The following is a 24317-nucleotide window of genomic DNA, read 5'->3' on the forward strand; positions in this document are numbered from 1 at the left end:
AACGCATCGCTAGATGCGTTCCGGGTGAGGGGGAGTTTCCGCAAACACAGCTATCACCGCTTATGCGGAGGTGCCCCTCACCCCAACGCTCTCCCCGTAAGAACGGGGAGAGGGAGCGCGGTGCCATCGCGGCCGCTATTCGATCTCATCTCCTCACGCTCCAGCAGCTTGCCGTCAGCGCGCGTTCTTGCCCGCCATGAACACGTACATGTCCCAGAAAGTCTCGGGATGATCGACCTCGAAGCGGTGCCACTGATCGAGATTGGTCTCGTCGGCCGTGCCCTGAAACTGCTTGCGGAATCGGTCGAGGACCGCCGGATCGTCAAACGGCTCGAACCCCTCGAACGACAGGCCATGCTCGTTCAGGAATGCCGCGATCGCCGGAATCGTCAGGCGGTGTTCCATGACGTTGAACAGTAGATCGCGGCAGCCGCTCATGCTGTAGAAATCCTTGGCGCCGATCAGCGGCTTCCATTTGTCGGCTTCGCGGAAGATGTCCTGCCGGCAACGTCTGATGTCGCCGGCGGTGGCGCGATAATTGCGCGCCGCGATGCGATCGCGGGCCTCGACGATGACGCGGCGCGCCAGATCGCTGTAGAGCCCGATGCGCATCGTGCCGCCCGGCCGCAGCAGCGAGACCAGCACGCGCCAGCCGGCCAAGGGCTCGGCAAGATGATGCAGCACGCCGACCGACTCGATGCTGTCGAAGCTGCGATCGATCGAGGCCAACTCCAGGATGTCCGCCTGCGCATACTCGATGTTGCGCAAGCCGAGCTCCCGCGTCTTGCGGCGCGCATAGGCAAGGCTGGTCCTGCTGATGTCGACCGCGAGCAGGCGGGCGTTGGGATAGACCTGCGCGATCTGGATCGCGTGCGAGCCGGTGCCGCAGCCGGCGATCAGGATATCCCGTTCGGCTCGCTGGTCCGCGGTTGCGACGGTCCGTCCCTGCGCCCGGTCCGCTGCGAAGGCCGTCAGCGGGTTGACGGTCCAGCGCGGATAGGGATTTTCCTCGTATTGGCGCATCACCTCGACGGATATGTCGTTCCTGATTGGGGTCAGCGTCGCAATGGCGCCGCGCTCTTCGATCTCCTCGCGGGGTTCGCGAAGCTGCAACCCCAACAGGCCGGCGACAGTCGCGGGCCAATCCCGGCGCAGCAGCGCGTCTGCATCAGGCAGGGCATGAAGCGGGACATAGGCGGCGATAACGGCCAGCGTGAGCGGCATGATCGCAGCGCCTGATGCCAGGTCCTGCAGCAACCGGTCGCGCAGCGCGCCCGCGCCTTCGCTTTCCGCCCCGGTCTGCGCATAGACATATTCGTTGATGAAGCACTGCCGCGCGAGCGCGCAGGCAAAGGCTACGATATCGTCGTCGACGTCATCCTGATCCGGCTTGCTCGCGAGCCGCAACAGCTCGGCCCGCGCATATCCGAACAGCACCTCAAGCTGCATGCTCGCCAGCGTCGTCGTTTCCATCGCGCAGCGCAGGAACAGGTCGTTCGCGAGCGGGGCGACGCCCTCGCTGCCGAACAATTCGACGCTTGTGACCGGTAGCGGCCACTTGCTTGCAATCCGCCCGACATAGCTGGTGACGGTCGGGCTCTGCAGGATGAAGCCGACCGCCTTCGCGTCCATGCCGAGCGCCAGCGCCTTGCTGAAATGCGCGGCCGCCTTGCTGCGATTGCCCAGCGCCTGGTAGGAATTGCCGGCGTTGTAATGGCAGGCGGCATTGACCTCGTCCGAGGCAATCGCCTTGGTGAACATCTTTGCTGCAGCCCGGTGATCGCCGGCAGCCTGCGCCATCAGGCCGAGAAGATTCAGGCTCTGCACATGGCCAGGATCGCGCGCGAGAAGCTGCCGGCAGATCTCCTGCGCTTCGTTGAAGCGTCGCATCCCGTAGAAGCGGCTGGCCTCAGCGGCGAGGCCGCCAATGCTGACACCCGTGGAACCGAAGGCAGGTGCGTTTTTGCTGGACGCGTCCCGTTGCTTCCCGGCCGCACGCCGCTCTTTTCGGTTCATGTTCCGTCAACTGGCCCGAGCTGCAAGACGCGGTGCATCAACTACCACGCCCGGGAAGACATAGGGCCGATCGTCTTTGTGGCCAAGGACAATCTGGCTTCAGCCCGGGATCCGCACCGGCAGGTTCTCGATGCCGCGGACGAAGCTGGAATAGACCCGCTTCGGCTCACCGACCACCTCGATGCGGTCGAAGCGCTTCAGCATCTCTTCCCAGACGATCCGAAGCTGCAGCTCGGCGAGCCGCATGCCGACGCAGCGGTGGATGCCGAAGCCGAACGACAGGTGGATGCGCGGCCGCGGGCGGTCGATGATGAACTCGTTCGGACGATCGATCACCTCGTCGTCGCGGTTGCCGGAGACATACCACATCACGACGCGGTTGCCCTTCCTGATCGTCTTGCCGCCGATCTCGGTGTCGACAAGCGCGGTGCGCCGCATATGCGCCAGCGGCGTCTGCCAGCGGATCACCTCCGGCACCATGGTGTCGATCAGTGCGGGATTCTCCTTCAGCTTCCTGAACTGGTCGGGATGCTCGTGCAGCGCCAGCACCGAGCCGCTCATGGTGTTGCGTGTGGTGTCGTTGCCGCCGACGATCAGCAGGATGATGTTGCCCATCAGATTGTCGGGGTCCATGTGCCGCGTGGCGTCGCTATGCGCCATCATCGACAAAAGGTCGTTGCGCGGCGGGGCATTGACGCGCTCGTTCCAGAGCTTCGAGAAATAGGCGTAGCACTCGTCCATCTCCTGCCGCCGCTGCTCCGGCGAGTTGACGATGCCGCTCTTCGGCAGCGCGGTGGAGACGTCGGACCAGCGCGTCAGCTTGCGCCGCTCCTCCCAGGGGGAGTCGAACAGCGTCGCCAGCATCTGGGTGGTCAATTCGATCGAGACGCGCTCGACGAAGTTGAAGGTCTCGTTGCGCGGCAGATTGTCGAGCACGCTGGCCGAGCGCTGCCGGATCAGCTTTGCCAGCTCGTCGAGATGCGTGGGTGTGAACATCGGCGACACGGTCTTGCGCTGATGGGCGTGCCTCGGCTGGTCCATCGCGATGAAGCTCGGATAGTCGTAGCCGGGCGGCACATCGCGGATCGAGATGCCGCCGAGCGTGGAGTCCGAGGAGAAGATGCCGTGGGTGGTGTCGACATGCATGATGTCGTTGTACTTCACCACCGACCAATACGGTTCGATCGGCGCATTGGTGCAGTAGTGCACCGGCTCTTCCTTGCGCAGCCGCTCGAACCACGGCCACAGCGTGTCGTTCTGGAACAGCTTTGGCGCGCCGGGATGAAAATCCCTGAGCGGTGTCGAATACGCTTCCTCGCGGGCCTGGCGCAGCAACTCGGCCCGGTCGGCACGGATGGCGGTCTGGACGTTCATGTTCCTTGATCCCGGTTGGCTCGCGACGCGTCAGGCGGCGATGCGCACTGGCAGCGTCTCGTAGCCCTTGATGAAGCTGGAATACACCCGCTGCGGCTCCTCCACCACCTCGATGGTGTCGAAGCGCTTGAGGATCTCCTCCCAGATGATCTTGAGCTGCAGCTCGGCGAGCCGCAGGCCGACGCAGCGGTGGATGCCGAAGCCGAACGAGATATGGGTGCGCGGCCGGGCGCGGTCGATCAGGAACTCGTAGGGCTTCTCGATCGCTTCCTCGTCGCGGTTGCCCGAGACGTACCACATCACCACCTTGTCGCCCTTCTTGATCTGGCGTCCGCGGAACTCGTAGTCGGCGAGCGCGGTGCGCCGCATATGGGCGAGCGGCGTCTGCCAGCGGATCACCTCGGGCACGAAGCTGTCGATCAGCGCCGGGTTCTCCCGCAGCTTGCGGTACTGCTCCGGATGCTTGCTCAGCGCATAGATGCTGCCGGACAGCGTGTTGCGCGTGGTGTCGTTGCCGCCGACGATCAGCAGGATCAGATTGCCGAGGAAGTTCTTCGGGTCCATGTTCCGCGTGGCATCGCTGTGCGCCATCATCGAGAGCAGATCGCTCTTCGGCGGCTGGTTCGAGCGCTCCTTCCACAGCCTTGCGAAATAGCTCGCGCATTCCATCAGCTCGGCCTGCCGCTCGTCTTCGGTGGCGACGAGGCCGCCGGCGCCGGGCAGGGTGGTCGCGACGTCGGACCAGCGCGTCAGCTTGCGGCGGTCTTCCCAGGGGAAGTCGAACAGCACCGCGAGCATCTGGGTCGTCAGCTCGATCGAGACCTTGTCGACCCAGTCGAACACCTCGCCGCGCGGCAGATTGTCGAGGCACTCGGTCGAGCGCTTGCGGATGTTGGTGGCGAGCTCGTCGAGGTGCGTCGGCGTGAACATCGGCGCCACGGTCTTGCGCTGCGCCGAATGGCGCGGCTGGTCCATCGCGATGAAGCTTTCGCGGCGCAGATCCGGCGGTACGTCGCGGATGGTGATGCCGCCGAGCGAGGCGGCCGAGGAGAACACCGAGTGGTTGGTCTCGATATCCATGATGTCGTTGTAGCGGGTGATCGACCAGTACGGACCGAACATCGAGTCCTTGCAGTAATGCACCGGATCCTCGCGGCGCAGCCGGTCGAAATACGGCCAGAAGGTATCGGTCTTGAACAGTTCGGGATTGCCGGGATCGTAGTCCGAAAGCGCAAGCGAATTGGCGCGTTCGCGTGCGGCGTCCAGATTCGTGTTGTCGACGAGATCGATGGTCCCGTGCATGAGCGGCTCCTCAACCGTTTGAGCTGCCGGGGCATGGCCGGCGCGGCATGTTTTACCGAATTACATTCTCATTCCACGGTTTGCGCAAGGGCTCTCGACGCGCATTTGGCCGCATTGATGTCAGGCCAAAGCGGCCGAATCCGGGCCTTTCCGGTGGGGAAGGGGCCGCGGCCGCGACCACGCCCGTTTGAAACGGCGTTTGATCTGGTCGGGCGGCGGCCTGCGAACGGTGCGGGCGCCGTTTATTGACTGCCGGTCTTCTCGCCGGCGGGCTTTTCGCAGGGGTAGGTGTCCTGCATCCCCCACAGCAGCAGGAGAGCGATCACCATCTCACCTTTCGCCGACCGCTTGTCGGCGGACTTGAGCATGATCTCTTCGGTCTGCTCGCTGCTCAGTGCGAGGTCGTCGGGCATGCAGAACAACAATTGGCCGCCATGCCGTTTCAGCCAGGCATTGGACGCCATCAGGCCGCCCTGACGCCGTCGAGGTACATGTGATTGAAGATGCGCAAATTCTCACTCTTTGGATTGCGATAGGAATCGAGCCGCACGTCGACGGCAGCGGCCGGAGCTGCCGTGAGCGCCAGAAGGCATGCTGACAGGATCCATCTGTTCATCGCTGCGGTTTCCTCGCTTTGCGGCGGCGGCTTCGCCTCCATCGCCTGATCGTTAAGTATGTCATTGCCGCCCGGGGGTTCGACGCCGGCGGTCGATCGAGGACTGCGCGCTTTCCGGCATTGCCGTTAAGGCATGGCCAACCGCATCCCGCCAAAAATCGGCCGGCGATCTCGACCTTGTGTGAAACCTGGATCACACTCGCGACGACAAATCTGTGCTTTTGATACCCAGAGATTGTCCCGCCAGGAGCCATCCCGTGAACGACATGAGCTGGACCCCGCTGGGGCCGCCGCAGCCGCCTCCGCAACCGGCCCCGCCGCCGATGCCGGTGGCGTTTTCAGGGAACCGGAAGGAGTTCTTTCGCCTGGTCGCGCGCGGCGCCGGGCTCGAACTGGTCACGGTCGGCTTCTACCGGTTCTGGCTCACCACCGACATCCGCCGTCATCTGTGGTCGAACAGCCAGATCGATGGCGACGCGCCGGAATATACCGGCCGCGGCAAGGAGCTCCTGATCGGCTTCCTGGTCGCGCTCGCGATCCTGGTGCCGATCTATCTCGGCTATTTCCTGATCGGCATCGAGGCGGAGCATCTCAAGGCGTTCGCCTCGCTGCCGCTGGTCGCCTTCTTCTATTTGTTCGGCCAGTTCGCGATCTATCGCGCGCGGCGTTACCGCCTGACCCGCACGGTGTGGCGCGGCGTCCGCTTCTGGATGAGCGGCTCGGGCTGGGTCTATGCGCTCAAGGCCTCGCTCTGGGGCGTGCTGGTCGTGATCACGCTCGGTCTCGCGCTGCCGTGGCGCGAGGCCGCGCTCGAACGCTACAAGATGCGGCACTCCTATTACGGCGACCTTCAAGGCTCGTTCGACGGCCGCGGCTGGGAGTTCTTCGCGCGGGGCTGGTGGCTCTGGGTCCTGATGCCGTTCGCGCTCTACAGCACGATCTTCGCCCCGTTCGCCTATGCCGCGTTCAAGGCGGTCGAGTGGCGCTGGTGGCTGTCGGGAATCCGCTTCGGCGAAGTGAGGCTGGAATCCACCCTCCGCCGCGGCGCGCTGATCGGCCTGTACTGGAAGGTGATCGGCTGGGTCGTGCTGCTCGGCGTGGTGTTCGCGGCCTATCTCGCGCTCTGCACCTTGCTGGTCGCCAGCATGGACGGCTCCTCGATCTCGGACTTCTTCAGGACCGAGGCGTTCGCCAAGAGCATTCCGCTGATCGTGCTGCTCGGCATCGGCTACCTCGCCTTTGCGCTGGCGCTGAACGTGGTGTTGCGCGTCTATCTGATGCGCGATCTCTGGGTTCGGGTGCTGTCCTCGACCATCGTGCACAACATCCAGGCGGCCGCCAACGTCACCGCGCGCGGCGAGCTCGCCAACGCGCTCGGCGAAGGCTTTGCCGATGGCCTCGACGTCGGGGGCTTCTAGCTCCATGGAATCCGATTCCGGTCAGACCAATTCCGCGGCGCCGGCTCCCGGCGGCGTTTTCTTCGACGGCCTGTCGAACCGGCGGCGCATCGTCGCACTCAGACTGTCCGACGCACTGGAGATCCGCGAAGACGGCGCACTGCTCGCGCGCTGGGTGTTTCACGACATCCGCCGCGCCGACAGCCCGTCCGGCCTGTTGCGGCTGAGCTGCCTGACCGCACCGCCTCTGGCGCGGCTCGACATCCGCGACGCCGGGCTGATCGCCGCGCTGGTCGCGCGCTGCGACACGCTCGAGGCGGATTTGCCGAACCGCAGGGGCGTCGCCGCGATCGTCGGCTGGTCGCTCGCGGCCGCGGTGTCGATCGTGCTGGTGGTGCTGTTCGGCGTGCCGCTCGCCGCCGAGCGGTTGACGCCGCTGGTGCCCGACTCGTTCGAGCGTCGCATCGGCGATGTCGCGGAGGCGCAGGTCAAGGTGCTGTTCGACGGCAAGCCGTGCAGCAATCCGGCCGGCCAGGCGGCGTTCGCGAAGCTGGTCGGCAAGTTGCGGCAGTCCGCAGGCTTCGATACGTCGGTGCAGTCGGGCGTGCTGGCGACGTCGGTGCCGAACGCCTTCGCGCTGCCCGGCGGCAAGGTCTATCTGTTCGACGGACTCTTGGAAAAAGCCGAGAACCCCGACGAGATCGCCGGCGTGCTGGCGCATGAGCTCGGCCATCTCCGGCACCGCGACAGCATGCGCGAATTGATCCACAACGGCGGCACCTCGTTCCTGATCGGGCTGTTGTTCGGTGACGTCACCGGCTCCGGCGCGCTGATCTTCGCCTCGCGCTCGCTGGTGACGTCGTCCTATTCGCGCGACGCCGAGACCAACGCCGACAGCTTCGCGATCGAGACCATGCACAAGCTCGGCCGTCCGGCCAAGCCGATGGGCGAACTGATGTTCCGCGTCACCGGCAAGGAGGGCGGCAAGGGGCTCTCGCTCGTCTCCAGCCATCCCTTGACCGAGGACCGCCTCGCGCGCATGGACAAGGCCGATGCCGCCAGCCGGCCCGACGGTCCGCCGCTGCTGTCATCGGCCGAATGGCAGGCGCTGAAGGGCATCTGCAGCGGCGCCGGCAAGGTGTGACGGCGCAGCCGCCGACGCTCCCTCGCTACTTCACCAGCCTGAACTTGCCGCCTTCGACCTTGATCAGGAACGCCGAACGCTCGTCATAGCCGTTGTGATCGGTCGGGCTCATGGTCGAGAGGCCGTTGTTCAGGTAGACGTCCTTGCCGCGCTCGAGCTCGTCGCGCAGCGCGGCGCGGAATTCCGCCGTGCCGGGCTTCGCGGTCTTCAGCGCATTCGCCGCCGCCCGCTTGAACAGCGTGACGGCGTCCCACAGATGCGCGCCGAAGATGTTCGGCTTCTGCCCGTTGGCCTTCTCGTAGGACGACACGAACTCGTCACGCACCTGGCGGAACGGATCGTTCGCCGGCAGATCGTCGGCGATGGTGAAGGCTTCGCCGGTGAAGATCGCGCCCTCGACATTGGCGCCGCCGAGCTTGATGAACTCCTCCGAGGCCACGCCATGGGTCTGGAAGATCTTGCCGGCATAGCCGCGGCTGCGCAGCGCCTCCTGCGGCAGTACGGCGGGCGTGCCGGCGGAGGCGATGAACACCGCTTCCGGATTGGTCGCGATCACCTTGAGCGCCTGGCCCATCGCGCTGGTGTCGGCCCGCGCATAGACCTCATGCGTCGTCACGGTGAGGCCGAGCTGCGGGGCGAGCCGCGACACCTCCTTGTAGTAGCCTTCGCCATAGCCGTCGGAGACGCCGATATAGCCGAGCGTCTTGATGCCGGACTTGGCGATGTATTTCAGGATCGCCGCCGCCATCAGGTCGTCATTGGGCACCACCTTGAACGCCCAGCGGCGGCGGTCGTCCATCGGCTGCACGATCGCGGTCGCCGCCGCGAGCGAGATGATCGGCGTCTTGCTCTCCACGGCGACGTCGAGCATCGGCATGGTCACCGGGGTGAGCGAGGAGCCGATCAGGATATCGACGCCGTCCTGGATCACGAGGCGCCGCGCATTCTGCGTGCCCTTGGTCGGATCGGACTCGTCGTCGAGCGCGATATAGGTGACCTTCTCGCCGCCGATCTCCTTCGGCAGCGCGGCGATGGTGCGCATCTGCGGCTGGCCGAGCGCCGAGCCCGGTCCGGATCCGGACACCACGACGCCGACCTTGATGTCGGCACGCTCGCCCGGCGCAATCAGGATCGCGCTCGCAAATGTCAACAGTCCGGCCATGGCCAGCTTCATTGCAACTCCTCCCAGCAGGTTCTTTTTATCTGCGGCCGATGATAGCCGACCGCCGTCCGGTCGCGCATCATATTGATTCCGCCCGATCCGTCTGTCCCCCTGATTGGGGACACCGGACTGCGCTCGGGCAAGGTTCGCGCGCTCTGCGGCCCGAGGCCTCAAATTGTCCGCGATCGGTTGGGTCGACGGCGCCCGGCCAAATCTCTGACCCAGCTTCGGTTCGGTCCTGAAACTTCGCGTTTACCACTCCCTTAAAGGCCGCGGGAACCAGTTTCCCTAATCGGGCGGCAACGTCTCGCTGTTATTGAAGGATCAGAAAAGGGAGTACGAACATGTCCAGTATTGTTCGGATCCTCGTCTTGATCGCATGTGCACATGCGGGATCCGTGGTTGCGGAAGTGCAGTTGGACGGCGCGCGGTCATCGCCGGCGGTCCACGTCCATGATTGAGCCTCATCCGATTGCGTCCGAGCACGCGCGCGCCATCTGCGAAGAGATTGGCGAACGGCTGCGCCATGCCCTGCGCGGCGATTACGCCGATCTGCCGCCAAGGCTGCGCGAGCTGGTCAACGAGCTCGCTCTGCAGGAGTGTGAAGCGCCAGCGCTGGTGCCGACAATGGCTGAGATGACGAGGCCGCTGGTCGCCGCGGCCTAAGCCGAGCGTCTGCGTCACACGTTCTTCGCGACCTTCCGTGTCCGCGTCGGTCCGGCGCCGGCGATCGTCGGCTTGATATTCCATACCGCGCGCACGCTTGCGAAGGCGTGGGCGATCACCGGCTCCTGGCGGCGGGCGGCGAGGCTGGCGAAGGAGAGATCGCAGGTCAGCTTCACCTTGTCGGCGACCACGAACTGATGCGGCCGCGCCATCCGCGGCGCCAGCACGTTGTCGCGTGCGAGGCTGAGGCAGAGGCCGGATTCGACGAAGTCGATCATCGCCTCTTCCTGGTCGGTGTAGCCGATCCGCTTCGGCAATGCGCCGAGCGGTCGGAAGATGTCGTCGAGCAGCCGCCGGTGGCCGGAGTGCGGCGGTGTCGCGAGCCAGGGCAGCTCGGCGAGCTCGGCCCAGCCCTTGCCCATCACCCGGTCGCGCCAGGCGATCGGTGCGATCACCCGGTAGTCGTAGCAAAGCAGCGGGGCGAGCTGGTAGCGGCCGTCGATGATGGTCCGTTCGGTGAAGCTGTGATGGACGAGCTGGTCCTGAGGCGTGGCGTCGACATAGTAGCCGACGTCGAGTTCGCCGCGGCCGATCTGCGCCAGCACGTCGTCGCTCACGCCATGGCGCAGGAAGACTTCGGTGCGCTGCGAGGACATCGCAAGGCTGCGCACGAACGGCCCGAGCCGGGTGAATTCGGGGTCGAGGATGGTGCCGACGCGCAGCGTGCCGCGCTGTGCCTCGTTCAGCGAGTCCGCCATCGCCTTGAAGTCGGAGGCGGCCGCCACCGCCCGGTGCGCCAGCGGCAGCAGCGCGGCGCCGGCCTCGGTCAGGGTGAATCCGGCAGGTGTGCGGTTGAACAGCTGCAGCCCGGTGCTTTCCTCGAGTGCCTTCAGCTGCAGGCTGACCGCGGGCTGGGTCAGCTTCAGCATCGCCGCTGCGCGCGATACCGTGCCCTCACGGGCAACCGTGATGAAGCAACGCAAGGCCTGGGTACGGGGAAGCTCGATCATCGCACGTGCTTATAGCACACTTTTTTGGCGCGCATCCGACCTGCGTCGTGCATTGTCATGCGATTATAATACAACCAATGCGAGAAGTCAGGGCGACCGCCACGCGATCGTGCCTTCGGTGCGCGCGGTTCAACAATGACTGTCTCTGGAATACTGGATCGCCCGGTCAAAGCCGGGCGAGGACTACGCAATGACGCTACGTTACGTCGCGCGAGAACCATCCTCGTCGTCCTGGCGAAAGCCAGGACCCATTACCCCAAATGTCAATTGTTGCGCGATGCTGTGGCCGCGATCTCGTTCATCATCAAGTGCGGTGGTTATGGCTTTCGCCAGGACGACGATTGGGGAGACCGTACGCCCATTCCATCACCGTCATGCCGAGGAGGCCGCGCAGCGGCCGTCTCGAAGCACGACGGCCCGACTGTGGCCGTGTATCCTTCGAGATGCGCCCAGTGCGCCTCATGACGGGACCCGACTGCTCTCCGGCTTCATCGTCGTCCCGGCGAAGGCCGGGACCCATTACCACCGAAGTTCATTGTTGCGCGATGTCGGAACGACGAGTCCCATCCACAACACCCGCTGCGGCGTATGGGTCCCGGCCTTCGCCGGGACGACGGCTGTGAATGCCGCGAGCGTGTGCGCCGATCGACGGAGGCCGCCACCCTCACTCCAGATGGTTCACGTTCGCCACCCAGGCGCGGACGTCGGCGAGGACGGCGGGCAGCACGGCCTTGACCTCCTGCACGGTCATGCCGGGCTTGATGCGGGGGTCGTAGAGCAGGTTGAGCAGATATTGGTCGTAGACGTCGAAATAGCCCATCGAGACGTTGTCGTTGAACATGGTCCAGGGCACGGTGGCGGTGTCGTTGATCGGGCCGAGCGACTGCAACAGCTCCTCATAGGCGCAGTCGAGGAAGACGAAATCGCCGTTGTCGACGGTGAGGATCACGTCGGAATGCTCGATCTCGTAGTTCTCGTTCTTGCGGAAGCCGGACAGGCATTGCGGGTCGAGCGAGGAGCGGATCTCCCTGGCGCGCTCCTGGCCGTAGAAGGTCGCGATCGTGCGGTACAGCTCGCGGTCGCGCACCAGCTTGACCACGACATTGGCCGCTTCGTTGTTCTCGGTCATCGCGATGTCGAGATGCTGCACCTTGCTGCGGATGTCGGCGACGACCCTGGCGAGCTGGGTCTTGCGGTCGGCGCGGCTGCCGTCGGCGAACACGCGCACCGGACTGTCGTACTTGCGGATCCGGTCGACCCGCCCGGCGAGATGATATTCGGCGCCGAACGCGGTTTTCAGAAAGCCCTCGACGATCTCGGCGTCGGTGAAGACCTTCTTCTCGTTGCGCTGGCGCGCGGCGATCGCCGCCGGTACCTCGGTGGCGGCCGCGGGCACCGCGGCATCTGCGAGGCAAGAGGCGAGCGTTGCGGCGAGAAGGACGAGGATCGAAGGACGGTGCTGGGGCATTGTGACAACGCTGCCGCAAGGTTTGCGGCAGCGCAAGGAGGGATCAAGGCGGCGGGATCAGCGATCTTGCCGAATGGCGGCGCCTGGTTCCGTTGAAATCGACGCGATCAGTTGTTCTTCACCACCACGGTGGTGCCGACCGAGACCCGACCATAGAGATCGGTGACGTCGTCGTTGGTCATGCGGAAGCAGCCCGACGAGACGGCCTGGCCGATCGTCTCCGGCTCGTTCGAGCCGTGGATGCGGTAGAGCGTCGAGCCGAGATACATCGCGCGCGCGCCGAGCGGATTCTCGATGCCGCCGTTCATGTGGCGCGGCAGATCGGGGCGGCGGCGCAGCATCTGCGACGGCGGCGTCCACGACGGCCATTCCTTCTTTGCGGAGATGCGGTGGACGCCGCTCCAGCGGAAGCCGTCGCGGCCGACGCCGATGCCGTAGCGCAGCGCCTGGCCGTTCGCCAGCACCAGATAGAGCCGGCGCTCGGCGGTGTTCACCACGATGGTGCCGGGGGCGTAGTTGGTCGGGTAGTTGACGGTGGTGCGCGGGATCGGGCTTGCGCCGCCGCCGCCGAAGAAGCTCGGGCCTTCGGACTGATAGCCGCGGGAGTCGAAGAACTGGGCGTGGGCCTGGCCGGCACCTGCCAGGATCGTGAGCGCGGCAAACATCAAGGCAATCGGGCGCATGGTCGTCGTCCTCGCGAACAATCAAATATGCAGTCAGAGAGGCCACAACTGCCGGCGTTTCGCAAGCGACGAAGCCGTGACCTCAGGCATTTTCGAACAACACGGTTTAAAAAGGCAACAGATCGGAAGCGATACCTGCATTGTCCGGCCAAGCCTTTGACGAAGCGGCTGAAGAATGGTTGATCTGGAGCGTTTTCGAGCGAAGTGGGTACCGGTTCGCGTCAAGAAAACGCGACCAAACAAAAGCTGGAGCGTTTTCGAGCGAAGTGGGCACCGGTTCGCGTGAAGAAAATGCGACCAAACAAAAGGATACGAGCATGATCCGATTCAATCGGATCGGATCATGCTCTGAGCGACCTCAAGAACATCTCGAAACGGGAGCGAGAGCATGAATGGTGCGGAAAGTCTGGTGCGGACATTGGTCGCAGGCGGCGTGGATGTCTGCTTTACCAATCCCGGCACCTCGGAGATGCATTTCGTCGCGGCGCTGGACAAGGTCCCGGGCATGCGCTGCGTGCTCGGTCTGTTCGAAGGCGTGGTGACCGGTGCGGCCGACGGTTATTTCCGCATGAAGGGAACGCCGGCCTCGACGCTGCTGCATCTCGGGCCCGGCCTCGCCAACGGCCTTGCCAATCTGCACAACGCCAAGAAGGCGCATTCCGGGATCGTCAACATCGTCGGTCAGCATGCCACCTACCACATCGGCTACAATGCGCCGCTGACGTCGGACATTGAGGGCCTGGCGCGGCCGATGTCGTCCTGGGTGCGCACCTCGCCGGATGCCAAGTCGGTCGCCGCCGACGGCGCGGCTGCGATCGCCGCCGCCAGGAGCGCGCCGCCGCAGATCGCGACCCTGATCCTGCCGGCCGACACCGCCTGGAACGAAGCCGACGGCATCGCCGAGGTGCCCGTGGACACGCAGCGTCCGAGCTATTCGCCGCAGGCGGTCGACACCGCGGCGAAGATCCTGCATGGCGATGCCGCGCATACGCTGCTGCTCGTCACCGGCAGCGCGCTGACCGAGCACGGGCTGGCGCTCGCCGAGCGCATCGCCGGCAAGACCGGCTGCACGGTGATGGGCCAGACCTATCACCCGCGCATGGCGCGCGGCCGCGGCCGTTTCTCGATCAACCGCATTCCCTATGTGATCGAGCAGGCGTTGCCGATCCTGAAGAAATTCCGTCACATCGTGCTGGTCGAGGCCAACGATCCCGTGGCGTTCTTCGCCTATCCGAACAAGCCGAGCATGCTGAAGGCGGAAGGCTGCGAGGTGCATCGCATGACCGCCTGGGGCGAGAATTCGGTCGCGGCGCTCGAGGCGCTCGCGGGCGCGCTGCATGCGACCGCGCAGGACGTCAAGCCGCAGCAATTGCAGGAACTGGTCAAGCCGACCGGTGCGCTCGACCACGCCACGATCGCGCAGGCGATTGCGTGCGCGATCCCCGAGCACGCCATCATGGTCGATGAATCCGTCACCACGGGCCGCGGCTTCTTCCCGCCGACGGCGGCGGCCGCGCCGCATGACTGGCTGCAGAACATGGGCGGCTCGATCGGCTTCTCGACGCCGGTGGCAACCGGCGCGGCGGTCGCCTGTCCGGACCGCAAGGTGATCTGCATGGTCGGCGACGGCAGCGCGATGTACACGATCCAGTCGCTGTGGACCCAGGCGCGCGAAGGGCTCAACGTCGTGACCATTGTGTTCGCCAACCGCATCTATCAGATCCTGCGCGGCGAGTTCGACGGCGTCGGCGCCGGCGAGCCGGGCAAGCGGGCTCAGGACATGCTGAAGATCGACCGGCCGACGCTCGACTTCGTCGCGCTCGCCAGGGGCATGGGGGTGCCGGGCAGGGCGGTGACGACGGCCGACGAGTTCAACAAGGCGCTCGCGGAAGCCGTCGCGGAGCCGGGACCGCGGCTGATCGAAGTGCATATGTAGAGGCGTAGCTGAAAGGCCGCGGCGGCGGCCCAGTCCAGTCGGAGGCGTCGATGCAGACCGAGCTGAACAAGGTGATCGCCGCCGTGGAGGAATTCTATGCGCAGGAGATGTTCCTGCTGGAGCGCGATCTCGGCGAGCGAACGCTCACTCACCGGCTGGCGGTCTATGTCGAGCGGCAATTTTCCGGCTGGCAGGTCGATTGCAACTACGACCGGCTCGGCGAACGCACGCTGCGGCTGCCGCGCGGCTCAGGGAGCTCGACCGACGACCATCTCGGCAAGTCGATCTATCCCGATATCGTCGTGCATCAGCGCGACATCCCGAACAATCTCCTGGCCATCGAACTGCGCAAGGACAGCAATCACCAGCCGATCGAGCACGATCAGCGCAAGCTGCAGGCGCTGACCGATCCGAATGTCTGGTTTGCCTATGCGATGGGCGTGCTGGTGATCGTCGGACAAGGCGGGGTGAGCTTTACCGAGGTCTATGCCGGCGGAGCCATCGATAGCGCGACTTCGCTCTGGTTTGCCGAGCGGCTACGCGAGAGCGGGCTCGCGAACAGGCGCGACGATGGCGCTCCGCATTAAGTCTATCGGTGAATCTTTCCTCGCGTTTGCAGTGATAGCCCGTTTGGATCATGCGTCGCCCCTGCACGCGCGGCACAACAGAAGGTGCGGGAGGTGGAGCAATTCCTGGAGCTGGTGGTCAATTTTCAGAACGATCCGATGGCGGTGCGGATTATCAGCTCCGCAACTCTTTCGCTCCCCCTCCCGCACCTGAATTCGCTGGTCCAACGCTCGCTGGTCCAGCCTGCACTGATCCAACTTCCACTGCCCCAACTTTCCACTGCCCGAGGTGGTCGGCGCACTCGATTGCGACGCGACGGGCCGAGGCAACATCCGCACCGAGACAGTAAAAAGGCCGCCTTCGGGCGGCCTTTTCCGTGCTCGACAAGTCCGTGCTGGGCAAGTCCGTGGTCGCCAGTTGGATCACCGAGCGCGATTGTTTCTGTTTATTGCTTGGTGGCATCGCTGCCGGTCGGGGCAGCGCCGGTGGCGGCGGCACCGGTCTTGGCGCTCGATTTCTTGGCGGACTTCTTCGTTTTCTTCTTCGGCGCCTTGGCCGCCTCGCCCTTGGTCGCGGTGTCGCCGCTCTGCGCGGCGGGGGCCGGGCTGCCGCCCGCCTTGTCCTGCGCGAGCGCGGTGGACGAGACGAAGGCAAGGGCGGTGGCGGCGAGGATCAGTGTTCGCATCGGATGTTCTCCCAAGTTGGTTTCCGGCGAGCCTCAACGGGACAGAATGTCGCAGGGTTCCGCGGCACCGATCAGCAATCCGTGAGCTCTGCGTGAACGGCATGGCCGCCGCGGAACCGGGAACCGGGCGCCGCGTTATCTGGCCGGGCAGGAGTTCCGAGGAGAGACGCCATGCGCTGGCGGTCAATGACGGAAACCACCAATACGGTGCTCGACACCGCCCCCGAGGACACCTTCTACGCGGCGGGCTGGACCATCAGCGGCGTGGCAACGCTGGCCACCATCGTCGCGATCTGGATGTTCGGGATCTGAGAGCGAACGATCCACGACAAGGCAACCGGTGCGCTATCGCCGGCGGCTGGGCCACGGCCTGGGTCGTCCGCTACTTCCGCAGAATTGCCAGCGCTTCCCGATAGAGCTGCGAGAAACAGACCAAGAGCGCGCTCGACAGCAGGAACATCGCCAGGCTGTCATAGTCGCCGGCCGTCGGCCAGCCGAACTCGAAATAGGGCGGCATGAACGCCCACCAGACGATCGGTACCGTGATGATGGTCGCAAACGCGCCGGCGGGCGCGCCGCCCATCAGGCCGGCGATCAGGATCGCCGGCACGAAGCCCGCGAAATAGAACTGCATGCCGAAGCTCGAGAACATCTCCTGGGTCGCGGTGGCCAGCACCACCGCAAGCAGGGCGACGACGAATGTCGACAACGACCAAGGCCGCAGCTTCAAAATGTAGTCGTTGCCCTTGCGCATCCAGACTCCGGCCCCCGCGAGCTCCGGGAAGGTAGCCGAGGAGGCCTGCAAACAAAACCCCGTACGATTCCGAGGGGCAGGGTTGTGCTCGATACAGTGAAAAGGAACCGGCCCGGTCAAGCCGCCGCCGCATTGTCGCGCATATTGCGTTGCGGCACGGTGATTGGGGGCAACACGATGCTTGAGCTTCTGATTGTCGCTCTCGTCGCCGGGATCGGTTTCATCTCGGGGTACGGCGCACGCGAGCTGATCTCGCGCCGGCGGCGGGGATCCGCCTCGCGCGCTCACGTTCGTGCGCCGCAGGTTCGCGCCGCGAATGACGACAGCTCCGCCTCCGGCTGGTATCGGCGGGCCGGCACGCAGCACGCCGATCACGCCATCCCGCCACCCGACGAACTCGACGGCGCCGTTCGCGACCTGCTCGGCGAGCTCAGCCGGCGCAACGCCAAGCCGTCATCCGCACCGCAGCGCCGCCGGCAGTGAGCCGGAATGCCGGGCCGCATCGCCGAGATCGGCGCCGCTGGCCTGCCGGTGTTTTGCGCGACGAGTTAATCAAAATTCGGAAATGGCGTAACCCGTTGATCCGGCTCGCCTCGGCTACTTTGCATGGGGTTGTTTTCGACATTTTTGTGAGGCGGTCCCGGAGGACAGCAGAATGTCGACAATCGTTCGCACCTGGCAGAGTTCAGGAGGCAGGATGGTGGACGCACAAGGGATCGAACCTTGGACCTCTCCCGTGTGAACCACAATCTGTAGATCCAGGCAGACCGCACGCAGCCATAGTGTTGTCGAAATAATTCATTCTATTACATCGGCTTATGTTCGTTTTGACCCCAACGGGCCATAAGCGGCCATACTGCATTTTGTGTGCCCCCGTTGTGCCCGCCGCAGATTTTCCCTTGGGGCACACAAATCGGGGAAGGTCTGTGCCCTTGTGTTCTTTAAGGGGCCGTCCTTCCACGCTGGGTGTGCCCCGAGACGGGAAAAGCGAAGGAAAGTCAATGACCACTTTCCCGTCGCTTGGATGATCCGGGCGTCTGCGGGGCACACCGCGACAGGGAGCGCAGGAGCATGCCGGAGTCGACCAACCAACTGACACTCACCGACGCAGTGATCCGCAACGCCACGTTGCCGCCCGGCAAGGCGCAGCATTATCTCCACGACGACAAGCTGCCCGGCCTCGCCTTGCGCATGCGTGCCACTGGCGGTCGGACGTGGGTTTATCTCTTCTCCAAGCCGGGAGTGAGGGGAACCCAGCGCAAGACCCTCGGCCCGTGGCCCAAGTATAATGAGAAGGCCGCTCGCAAGGCCGCAACTATCGCCGCTGGTGAGGTGTTCAAAGGCGTGGACCCGAACGATGCGAAACGCGAGGCGAGGCGGCAACAGGCCGCCGAAAAGCTGCGCACCATGCTGGCTGACCTCATCGTTGAAGATGGTCCCTACGAGACGTCGTTGACCGGACGCCAGGTCGTCAACTGGAAGCCGGCAATGTCGGCGTTGCGGCGCGGACTCAAGGAGCACGCCGATAGTGGCGTCGGAGACCTGACGCGACGGCAAATCATGGCAGCGGTCGACAAGGTTACCAAGACCGGGAAGCGTGGCGCAGCCAAGGATCTGCGCAAGCACACCCACACGTTCCTCGAATGGTGCGTTAGCGAGGGCTATGTCGACCACAATGTGCTTGCCGGTTATCGCGAGCCCAAGGAAACCCGTGCGCAAAGGGTCGGACGCCGAACGCAGGGCCGCGCCTTAACTGACGAAGAAATCATCAAGGTCTGGCAGGCATCCGGCAAGCTCGGGACCTTCGGGCTTCTGGCAAGGACGTGCTTGCTCGGTGGTCCGCGCCGGAGCGAGCCAACCATGATCGAGTGGTCGAAGCACGTCATGGAGGACCGCATCACCTTCGATGCGGCATGGACCAAGATGGGCCTACACCACGATGTACCGCGTACTCATCTCGTTGATGAGGTGCTCACTGCCGCGAAACATTTCCAGCGGGCGACTTCAGACTATGTCTTCCCGTCACCGAAGACCGGCGGCCAGATGTCGGGCTTCACCAAGATGGTCAATCGTTTGATTAAGGAAGCGGGTGTTGACAAGTTCACCATGCATGATTTGAGGCGCAGCCTGCGTACTATCATGTCCCGCTGCGGCTACGACAATGAGATCCAGCGTCTGTGTGTCGGGCAAAAGCCAGGCGGAATTGATCAGGTCTACAATCACGACGAACAGTGGATCATCCGCAAGATGGCGTTCGAAGCGGCTCATGATTACATCGCGGAGCTGGTCGGTGCGATACGGAGTGGCAAGGTCGTGCGCCTGCAAAGAACGAACCCGCTCGATCCGATCAAGGCCGAGTTGCTCGGCCGTCTCCGGGAGCACTATGCGGCTGAGATGGCTTAGCGGTTTTGTCGCCTCCGGCCAAATAGTTGCGCACCGCGTCTACTCGATAGAGCGGGCGGCCGTCGACGTGGCGCCATTTCAGCGGATGGTTCGGATCGCGCCGCCACTGCTCCAGCGCTCCGGGCGTGCGCCGGATGACCGCGGCTGTTTCCAGTGCCGTCAAATTGGAGCTGCCCGGCAGCGTATCGATGTCAAACGTTGCCGGCGGCGGCATACCGCGGTTACTCCGTCGGCGCTTCGTCCCATACGGCATCTTTGGGTAACCTGGCGTCCCAAAAACCTCGATCCGAGTCTCTTCGTTCTTGCAGCCCATGTCTCCGCCTCGAACCACGAGTGGTCCGAAGCAATAGGATGTTACGCTTCTGCAAAAAGAAAGAGATCGAGTGGGCAGGTATCGCTGCTGGGTAGTCGTGGCGTACAAATAGGAGGAGCCGGTTCTACTGCTCTGGGGCGTGACGGGAGCGCTTCTTGCTGTCACTCCGACCTCACCTATAACTGAAGATCGCAGTTCAAATCTTGCCCGCAGCCGAGTCTCCAGTCAATTCAGTCAGTAAAACTGTTATTGGACACTTTCGATGCGTTGCAGGACTTTGGCTACGTTACAGTCGATGACGTCAAAAACCGTTTTATCTCAATCTGTTACTCGCTATCCACCATTTACTTCTCTTTCCCAAATTCTGATGCTCTCAAAATGGTTCAAAAAACGTGGCCTTTGCGTTCACCGATGATAGTTTTGAAGTCCCTCCACTCGTGCCCGAGTGCATCGTGACAACCGCAGGTTCACTCTTTCGGAACGCCGTCGAGTTGCTCCAGCTCGGCATCGAGGACTATGGCGCGATGATCCCAAGCGCGCTCTTTCTGCAGTCCGAAATTTCTACGCGGGCGTGTTGCTACTCGCAAAAGAAGTGCTGGTGCGTGCGGCGCCGAACGCCGATCCGAAGGATATTCTGGGCGCGCGTTATGAGCCGGTGCCCGATGGCTTGGGTGGCGTCACCTATGACGCAAGCGACCGCACCATAGACTTCAGTGAGATCGGCAAGCGCTTCAAGAGCTTCGGTTTGAAGATATGACCTGCCCCTGAATTTTCATCCAGCCGGGCAGTTAGAGTCTCGGGGGGCTGCAGCGAGACCGAAGTTTGGACCACCCAGAACTAGAGTTTTGCGCCTTGCGGCGCGGTGGAAGCAACGGGCGATCGGCGGAGCTGGTCGGGGTTGCGCAGCCGAGCGCCCGTTGCGGTGAGAGAGGCGGCGTAGGCCGCGGGCGTGAGGTATTGCAGCGAGGAATGGGGGCGTTCGCCATTGTATTCGGCGACCCATGCCGCAAGTTTGGCCCTGGCATCGTCACCGAAGAACAGCGTCTCATTCAGGAGCTCGTCACGCATCCGGCCGTTGAAGCTCTCGACGAAGCCGTTCTGCATCGGTTTGCCCGGTGCGATGAAGTGTCAGTCGATGCCGGTTTCCTTGCACCAGGCCACCATGGCGCTACAGGTGAGTTCGGTGCCGTTGTCGGAGACGATCAGGCTGGGTTTGCCGCGCCGCGCGACAACCGTCGTCAGTTCCCGCGCGGGGTCGGCATAGAGGATCGACTGACCTCTGCTTGCAAAGTGCGCTTGCAATCGCTTCACGGACCGTTTGCGGGCTTGCGACGCAGCCGTCGTCGCGTACTGACCCCGGCGCGATGACGTAGCCGCCCTCACCACGCACGTCGATACTGAGGCCGATGGGGCGGCTGCGCTCGCGGAGCTTGAAGCGAGGTATGGCAAGCTGCCGCAACCTCATTGTTGTGATCACTCACACCCGCAAGCAGGAGGCCGAAGAATCTCGGCTGCATTGCCTGTCGTCTTCAGGAGTTTGTCGCCGATGGCTGGTGAACCGAAGCTCGCATTGTTCAACCACTATCCTGGTGAAGTGATCGCCACTACCCGCGACGGCCTGTCTTTCCATGTCGATGATTATGGGTTGGCAATGTGGCTTGAGATTGACGCCTCAGCGGTACGTCAGAAGGCATAACTTAGGCGTGAAATCAGGCGAGCTCACGTCATTAAGCGTGGGCGTCATCATGCATGGCCCAGAGCCGACCGACGTGGATGGCGAGACCGTGCACATAGTTCGATCCGCTACCTTGGAAGAAGTGAGCTTCGTTAAAAGCGGTGCCTGCGAACCAGCCTTTTGTTCTGCGACCGGTGCCGACGCGGCGGGTACTCTTGCTGAGGACTCGAGCATCGGGCGCGTCATGCGGGACACTGCGGCTGGAAGGGTGATGAAAGCCGCGCGCGATCTGGTGGAATCATTGCGCCGCTGAGTTTGGTCTTAGGCAGCGGCAAGCACGCGTAGCGTCCCGATACGCGGTGCGGCGGTACGGTCGGCTGGGCGATAGACTGCCGACCGTGTTGCTTAGGCGGGTTTTTTGATGAACTTCCAAGGGCAACGGATGTGATCGATGTCCGGCATAAGCAGTCCGCGTGACCATAACGCGATCTTACTTTGATCGCTGAACGTCACGCAAGGGTCACTCAAGTTGCCTGCGACAACCTGTGGCAGCTTGTTCGGTAAGCGTTGTTGACCCGTTTGGCTCAACGCTCTCTCGCTCTTATCAATGCTGTGAGGTGTGTGTCAGTATCCATCGGCGCGACATGACGCGCCGTCCGTGGTCGTCGCAATCTCAGTCGGTCTTGCCTTCGCGTGTCTAAGGCGCATGATCGGGGTTTGTTAGCAAGAGGCTCAACTTCACTAAAGACAATAGGGGGGCGCTCGCGATGGATTTCAACATCTCCATATTTGAAGATGCGGCACGGGCCGTTGACAAGCTCACGGACACGTTCGCGAAGCTCACGAGGATGATTGTCGCCGCCATTGGCAGCGGGCATGAAATTTTTGAATGGAACGAGGCTCGGCAGACCCGAAAGAAGCTTTCGAAGATTTCTGGCATGGCTCTCGAATTAAACCAATCTCGGTGCGAGTTGCTTCTCTCGGCCGTACAGGATTTTGTTGATCACCCAAACCGACAGCAGGCATGGGAAAGTGTGAAGTCCGTCGTTGCGCAAACACTGAATGATATTGAAGATCTACTGAGTGAACTCAAGCTGACCGAAGGCCAGGCTGTTACGGCTGAATTCTACGCCGAGCTATCGCTTACGCTGCGTAAACGTCAACGGATGCTCGGTAGGTTGATCGAGTCGCCTCCGCCGGTTTCGGCCGATGAAGTCAACGCCATAGAATCCTTTCTTGTCAAATACCGAGAACTGGTTGATCAGCTTAGGGCCGTATTGAAGGCTTTGAACAAGTACATCGACATGCTGAAGGCTGACGGAAGGTGGCCGATCGGAAACGAGTAGCTTATTGTAAGGGAGCATATCGACGCGGGGGCCGCGCCCGACGACCAATCGCGAAAGTTGCTAGCAGCGCTCCCGCTCCTGCTAATGGGCCGATCTAGCAGGCCGTTGAAGAACTCAGCCGCGTTCGCAAACGAAGGCTGAATCGCCATTGTGGATGTAGAAGTGGCCAACGAGCCTGCCCGCAGTGCCGATCATGGCCCATCCGCGACCACAGGACGGATCATTCTCGTCGTGCCCCTCCCATGAGAACTCGGCGCAGGCCGATCCGTCGCGGGTGCCGTAGCGAGCATCCAGGAAGCCCTTGAGAGCCCCAAACGCTATTTTGCCATCGGACTTGCCACGAAAGGTGAGATGCGCCTCTCCGACAAGATCGAGGAAGTCGCTGTCCCAGTTGTCCATTTCGACGATGCGCCAGCGGCCGGCAAAGGCCTTGGCAAAGCCGGGCACCTTGGCCATCAACCGGTCTCCGCGATCAGCTTGGGCAGCCGCACCAGATTGTAGGCGGCCGCAGCGAAGGTAAAGGCCCATCCGACCCGATCACAGCCACGGAATCTGGTCTTCTCTTGCCCGGCGACCGTCTTGATCCAGCCGAATGCCTCCTCAATCCGCTTGCGGATGCGCTGGCTAACAGCATAAGGCAGAATGCTTTTTCTTCTTCTTTCTCTATACCCCCTGGCACCGCTCTCATTCACTGTCTTACGCACGCGCAAGCCGCTTTTTCCGCGCCAGCTTTGCGGAGCGCGTATGCGCGGGTTTAAGTGACATACGTTTTCGGTCGGTAAGTGTATCGGGCTTCAAGCCGTTTTTTCCGCGATACCTCGTGGGGCCCGCTATTGGAGCGTCCGCGAATGGCTAAGCGTGGGCGCACGTCGGGGTTGGAGCGCTGGCGAAAGACGCCCGCGTGCCGAGAGCAGGCGCGCCGGAACGCGGCGGCGAACCACGAGCGCTTTCGGACCGCGCCGCGCTGCGGAGCACGGCTAAAGAAGAGCAGCGAACTCTGCGCGAAGCCGGCGATGAAGAACGGCCGGTGCGCCATTCACGGCGGAAAGACACCCAGTGGCGCCGACTGGCACGTGACCCAATACCCCGATTGCTCGACCCCAGCAGGGTCGGCAAAGTTCAACGCCAAAGTCCGGCGACAGCAGAAGCACGCCAAGCAACGCGCCGAACGTCTGGCGACTATGACCGCGACCCAGCGCAAAGCTCACGAAAACTGGCATCGATCGCACCGGCCGGGATCTCGAGCAGCAAGGGCGAGCGAACGGGTCCGGGCGGAGCAGGCTGCCGACGCTCGCCGTTTGCTGGAAGACGCACCCGGTCCCGCGCCGCTAGATCCGGAAGCCCTGCGCATCCGGCAGGCGCTCGCTGCCGCGAAGGCCAGGCTTGCGCAACTGCTCGAAAAAACTGACCGACCGAGCAATGACGACGAAGGGATCTTTGCATGAGCTTCACTGAGGAGGACGATTTAGACGAGCTCAACGACCAGGCGTTCCGGGCCGAGCTCTCGTTCCGCATCGCAACAGTCGGTTCCAAGGCCGCGCATCGAGCCGCGATTGCGATCTGCAGAATTCGAAAGCGCCGGCGCTCGCTCGCGCGTCGATGGCTGAGGTGTTGATCCGTTGCGCAGGTTTCTTCCACAGCGCCTACGAGGAGGTTTCGAAAGATCTCTCCCAAATGTCACCCGAAGAGCTGTCTAGAGGGGTGGCGGCAGCTTTGGAAGGGAAGACCGGTGAATCCGCCGAACACCGAGGGCTTACTAGGCGTGAGCTGCTGGAGGGGGCCAAGGTCGGATATGAGACT

The 24317-nt window shown here is 63.4% G+C and carries 25 protein-coding genes and 1 pseudogene; 12 read left to right on the forward strand and 14 right to left on the reverse strand.

All coding sequences use genetic code 11. The annotated features are described in order from the left end of the window. Positions 1 to 174: 174 nt before the first annotated feature. The 5 genes from ACVI1L_RS21870 to ACVI1L_RS21890 form a co-directional block, all read right to left on the reverse strand. Complete coding sequence (locus ACVI1L_RS21870) at positions 175 to 1890, reverse strand: methyltransferase domain-containing protein (RefSeq protein ID WP_456783751.1); 1716 nt, start codon at positions 1888 to 1890, stop codon at positions 175 to 177. 225 nt (positions 1891 to 2115) lie between these two features. Then, positions 2116 to 3390 carry a cytochrome P450 gene (locus ACVI1L_RS21875; protein ID WP_456783752.1) on the reverse strand — a complete coding sequence of 425 codons (1275 nt, stop codon included), beginning with the start codon at positions 3388 to 3390 and terminating at the stop codon, positions 2116 to 2118. 30 nt (positions 3391 to 3420) lie between these two features. Further along, the gene (locus ACVI1L_RS21880) at positions 3421 to 4692 is read right to left on the reverse strand and encodes a cytochrome P450 (RefSeq protein WP_168858527.1); all 1272 of its coding nucleotides are present in this window, start codon (positions 4690 to 4692) and stop codon (positions 3421 to 3423) included. Positions 4693 to 4934: 242 nt separating this feature from the next. Then, on the reverse strand, positions 4935 to 5156 hold the full coding sequence (locus ACVI1L_RS21885) for a hypothetical protein (RefSeq protein WP_456783753.1): 222 nt from the start codon (positions 5154 to 5156) through the stop codon (positions 4935 to 4937). Further along, positions 5156 to 5308, reverse strand: a complete 153-nt coding sequence (locus ACVI1L_RS21890; protein WP_456783754.1) for a hypothetical protein — start codon at positions 5306 to 5308, stop codon at positions 5156 to 5158. Before ACVI1L_RS21890 ends, ACVI1L_RS21885 begins: the two co-directional genes overlap by 1 nt. Before the next feature lie 266 nt (positions 5309 to 5574). On the opposite strand from ACVI1L_RS21890, the gene ACVI1L_RS21895 reads away from it, so the two are divergent. Together ACVI1L_RS21895 and ACVI1L_RS21900 are read left to right on the forward strand one after the other, a co-directional pair. After that, positions 5575 to 6726, forward strand: a complete 1152-nt coding sequence (locus ACVI1L_RS21895; RefSeq protein ID WP_456785579.1) for a DUF898 family protein — start codon at positions 5575 to 5577, stop codon at positions 6724 to 6726. A gap of 4 nt (positions 6727 to 6730) precedes the next feature. Then, positions 6731 to 7849: a M48 family metallopeptidase gene (locus ACVI1L_RS21900; protein WP_057019297.1), complete on the forward strand. Its 1119-nt coding sequence runs from the start codon at positions 6731 to 6733 to the stop codon at positions 7847 to 7849. Between the two features lie 25 nt (positions 7850 to 7874). Here ACVI1L_RS21900 and ACVI1L_RS21905 read toward each other — a convergent pair whose 3' ends face one another. Beyond that, the gene (locus ACVI1L_RS21905; RefSeq protein ID WP_456785580.1) at positions 7875 to 9011 is read right to left on the reverse strand and encodes an ABC transporter substrate-binding protein; all 1137 of its coding nucleotides are present in this window, start codon (positions 9009 to 9011) and stop codon (positions 7875 to 7877) included. 453 nt (positions 9012 to 9464) lie between these two features. On the opposite strand from ACVI1L_RS21905, the gene ACVI1L_RS21910 reads away from it, so the two are divergent. After that, positions 9465 to 9677, forward strand: a complete 213-nt coding sequence (locus tag ACVI1L_RS21910) for a hypothetical protein (protein WP_456783755.1) — start codon at positions 9465 to 9467, stop codon at positions 9675 to 9677. A 14-nt stretch (positions 9678 to 9691) separates the two neighbouring features. On the opposite strand, the gene ACVI1L_RS21915 is transcribed toward ACVI1L_RS21910, so the two are convergent. From ACVI1L_RS21915 to ACVI1L_RS21925, 3 genes are all read right to left on the reverse strand, one after another. Further along, positions 9692 to 10687, reverse strand: a complete 996-nt coding sequence (locus ACVI1L_RS21915; RefSeq protein ID WP_456783756.1) for a LysR family transcriptional regulator — start codon at positions 10685 to 10687, stop codon at positions 9692 to 9694. 664 nt (positions 10688 to 11351) lie between these two features. Next, positions 11352 to 12155 carry a DUF2927 domain-containing protein gene (locus ACVI1L_RS21920; protein WP_456783757.1) on the reverse strand — a complete coding sequence of 268 codons (804 nt, stop codon included), beginning with the start codon at positions 12153 to 12155 and terminating at the stop codon, positions 11352 to 11354. Between the two features lie 107 nt (positions 12156 to 12262). Then, positions 12263 to 12838 carry a L,D-transpeptidase gene (locus ACVI1L_RS21925; protein WP_456783758.1) on the reverse strand — a complete coding sequence of 192 codons (576 nt, stop codon included), beginning with the start codon at positions 12836 to 12838 and terminating at the stop codon, positions 12263 to 12265. 388 nt (positions 12839 to 13226) lie between these two features. On the opposite strand from ACVI1L_RS21925, the gene ACVI1L_RS21930 reads away from it, so the two are divergent. Together ACVI1L_RS21930 and ACVI1L_RS21935 are read left to right on the forward strand one after the other, a co-directional pair. Then, positions 13227 to 14774, forward strand: coding sequence for an acetolactate synthase large subunit (locus ACVI1L_RS21930; protein ID WP_253625695.1), 1548 nt, complete (start codon positions 13227 to 13229; stop codon positions 14772 to 14774). A 50-nt stretch (positions 14775 to 14824) separates the two neighbouring features. Continuing rightward, positions 14825 to 15361: a hypothetical protein gene (locus tag ACVI1L_RS21935; RefSeq protein WP_057019303.1), complete on the forward strand. Its 537-nt coding sequence runs from the start codon at positions 14825 to 14827 to the stop codon at positions 15359 to 15361. Positions 15362 to 15786: 425 nt separating this feature from the next. Here ACVI1L_RS21935 and ACVI1L_RS21940 read toward each other — a convergent pair whose 3' ends face one another. Beyond that, positions 15787 to 16026 (reverse strand): hypothetical protein, encoded by a 240-nt coding sequence (locus tag ACVI1L_RS21940; protein ID WP_456783759.1) that lies wholly within the window; start codon positions 16024 to 16026, stop codon positions 15787 to 15789. 171 nt (positions 16027 to 16197) lie between these two features. On the opposite strand from ACVI1L_RS21940, the gene ACVI1L_RS21945 reads away from it, so the two are divergent. After that, positions 16198 to 16338: a hypothetical protein gene (locus tag ACVI1L_RS21945; protein ID WP_168858519.1), complete on the forward strand. Its 141-nt coding sequence runs from the start codon at positions 16198 to 16200 to the stop codon at positions 16336 to 16338. Positions 16339 to 16408: 70 nt separating this feature from the next. On the opposite strand, the gene ACVI1L_RS21950 is transcribed toward ACVI1L_RS21945, so the two are convergent. Continuing rightward, entirely contained in the window at positions 16409 to 16780 is a 372-nt protein-coding gene (locus tag ACVI1L_RS21950; protein WP_057019306.1) for a DUF4118 domain-containing protein, read from the reverse strand. Between the two features lie 177 nt (positions 16781 to 16957). Between ACVI1L_RS21950 and ACVI1L_RS21955 the strand changes: the two genes are divergently transcribed. The 3 genes from ACVI1L_RS21955 to ACVI1L_RS21965 all read left to right on the forward strand — a co-directional run bounded on the left by ACVI1L_RS21955 (position 16958) and on the right by ACVI1L_RS21965 (position 20253). Next, positions 16958 to 17263, forward strand: a complete 306-nt coding sequence (locus tag ACVI1L_RS21955) for a hypothetical protein (RefSeq protein WP_057019307.1) — start codon at positions 16958 to 16960, stop codon at positions 17261 to 17263. A 588-nt stretch (positions 17264 to 17851) separates the two neighbouring features. Beyond that, positions 17852 to 19183, forward strand: coding sequence for a tyrosine-type recombinase/integrase (locus tag ACVI1L_RS21960; RefSeq protein WP_456783761.1), 1332 nt, complete (start codon positions 17852 to 17854; stop codon positions 19181 to 19183). A gap of 887 nt (positions 19184 to 20070) precedes the next feature. Beyond that, the gene (locus tag ACVI1L_RS21965) at positions 20071 to 20253 is read left to right on the forward strand and encodes a hypothetical protein (RefSeq protein WP_456783762.1); all 183 of its coding nucleotides are present in this window, start codon (positions 20071 to 20073) and stop codon (positions 20251 to 20253) included. An 80-nt stretch (positions 20254 to 20333) separates the two neighbouring features. Here ACVI1L_RS21965 and ACVI1L_RS21970 read toward each other — a convergent pair. Further along, positions 20334 to 20747 (reverse strand): annotated as a pseudogene (locus ACVI1L_RS21970) (transposase family protein); the annotation flags it as partial. Between the two features lie 295 nt (positions 20748 to 21042). Here ACVI1L_RS21970 and ACVI1L_RS21975 point away from each other — a divergent pair. Both ACVI1L_RS21975 and ACVI1L_RS21980 read left to right on the forward strand, forming a co-directional pair. Continuing rightward, positions 21043 to 21192, forward strand: coding sequence for a hypothetical protein (locus tag ACVI1L_RS21975; protein ID WP_456783763.1), 150 nt, complete (start codon positions 21043 to 21045; stop codon positions 21190 to 21192). A gap of 746 nt (positions 21193 to 21938) precedes the next feature. Beyond that, on the forward strand, positions 21939 to 22517 hold the full coding sequence (locus ACVI1L_RS21980; protein WP_456783764.1) for a hypothetical protein: 579 nt from the start codon (positions 21939 to 21941) through the stop codon (positions 22515 to 22517). 114 nt (positions 22518 to 22631) lie between these two features. Here the strand turns inward: ACVI1L_RS21980 and ACVI1L_RS21985 are convergent, their stop codons facing one another. Beyond that, on the reverse strand, positions 22632 to 22973 hold the full coding sequence (locus ACVI1L_RS21985) for a hypothetical protein (RefSeq protein WP_456783765.1): 342 nt from the start codon (positions 22971 to 22973) through the stop codon (positions 22632 to 22634). Continuing rightward, the gene (locus tag ACVI1L_RS21990) at positions 22973 to 23305 is read right to left on the reverse strand and encodes a transposase (RefSeq protein ID WP_456785581.1); all 333 of its coding nucleotides are present in this window, start codon (positions 23303 to 23305) and stop codon (positions 22973 to 22975) included. Before ACVI1L_RS21990 ends, ACVI1L_RS21985 begins: the two co-directional genes overlap by 1 nt. A gap of 60 nt (positions 23306 to 23365) precedes the next feature. On the opposite strand from ACVI1L_RS21990, the gene ACVI1L_RS21995 reads away from it, so the two are divergent. Then, entirely contained in the window at positions 23366 to 23962 is a 597-nt protein-coding gene (locus ACVI1L_RS21995) for an HGGxSTG domain-containing protein (protein ID WP_456783766.1), read from the forward strand. Positions 23963 to 24317 lie beyond the last annotated feature (355 nt).

The sequence above is a fragment of the Bradyrhizobium sp. USDA 4516 genome (genome assembly GCF_054055915.1).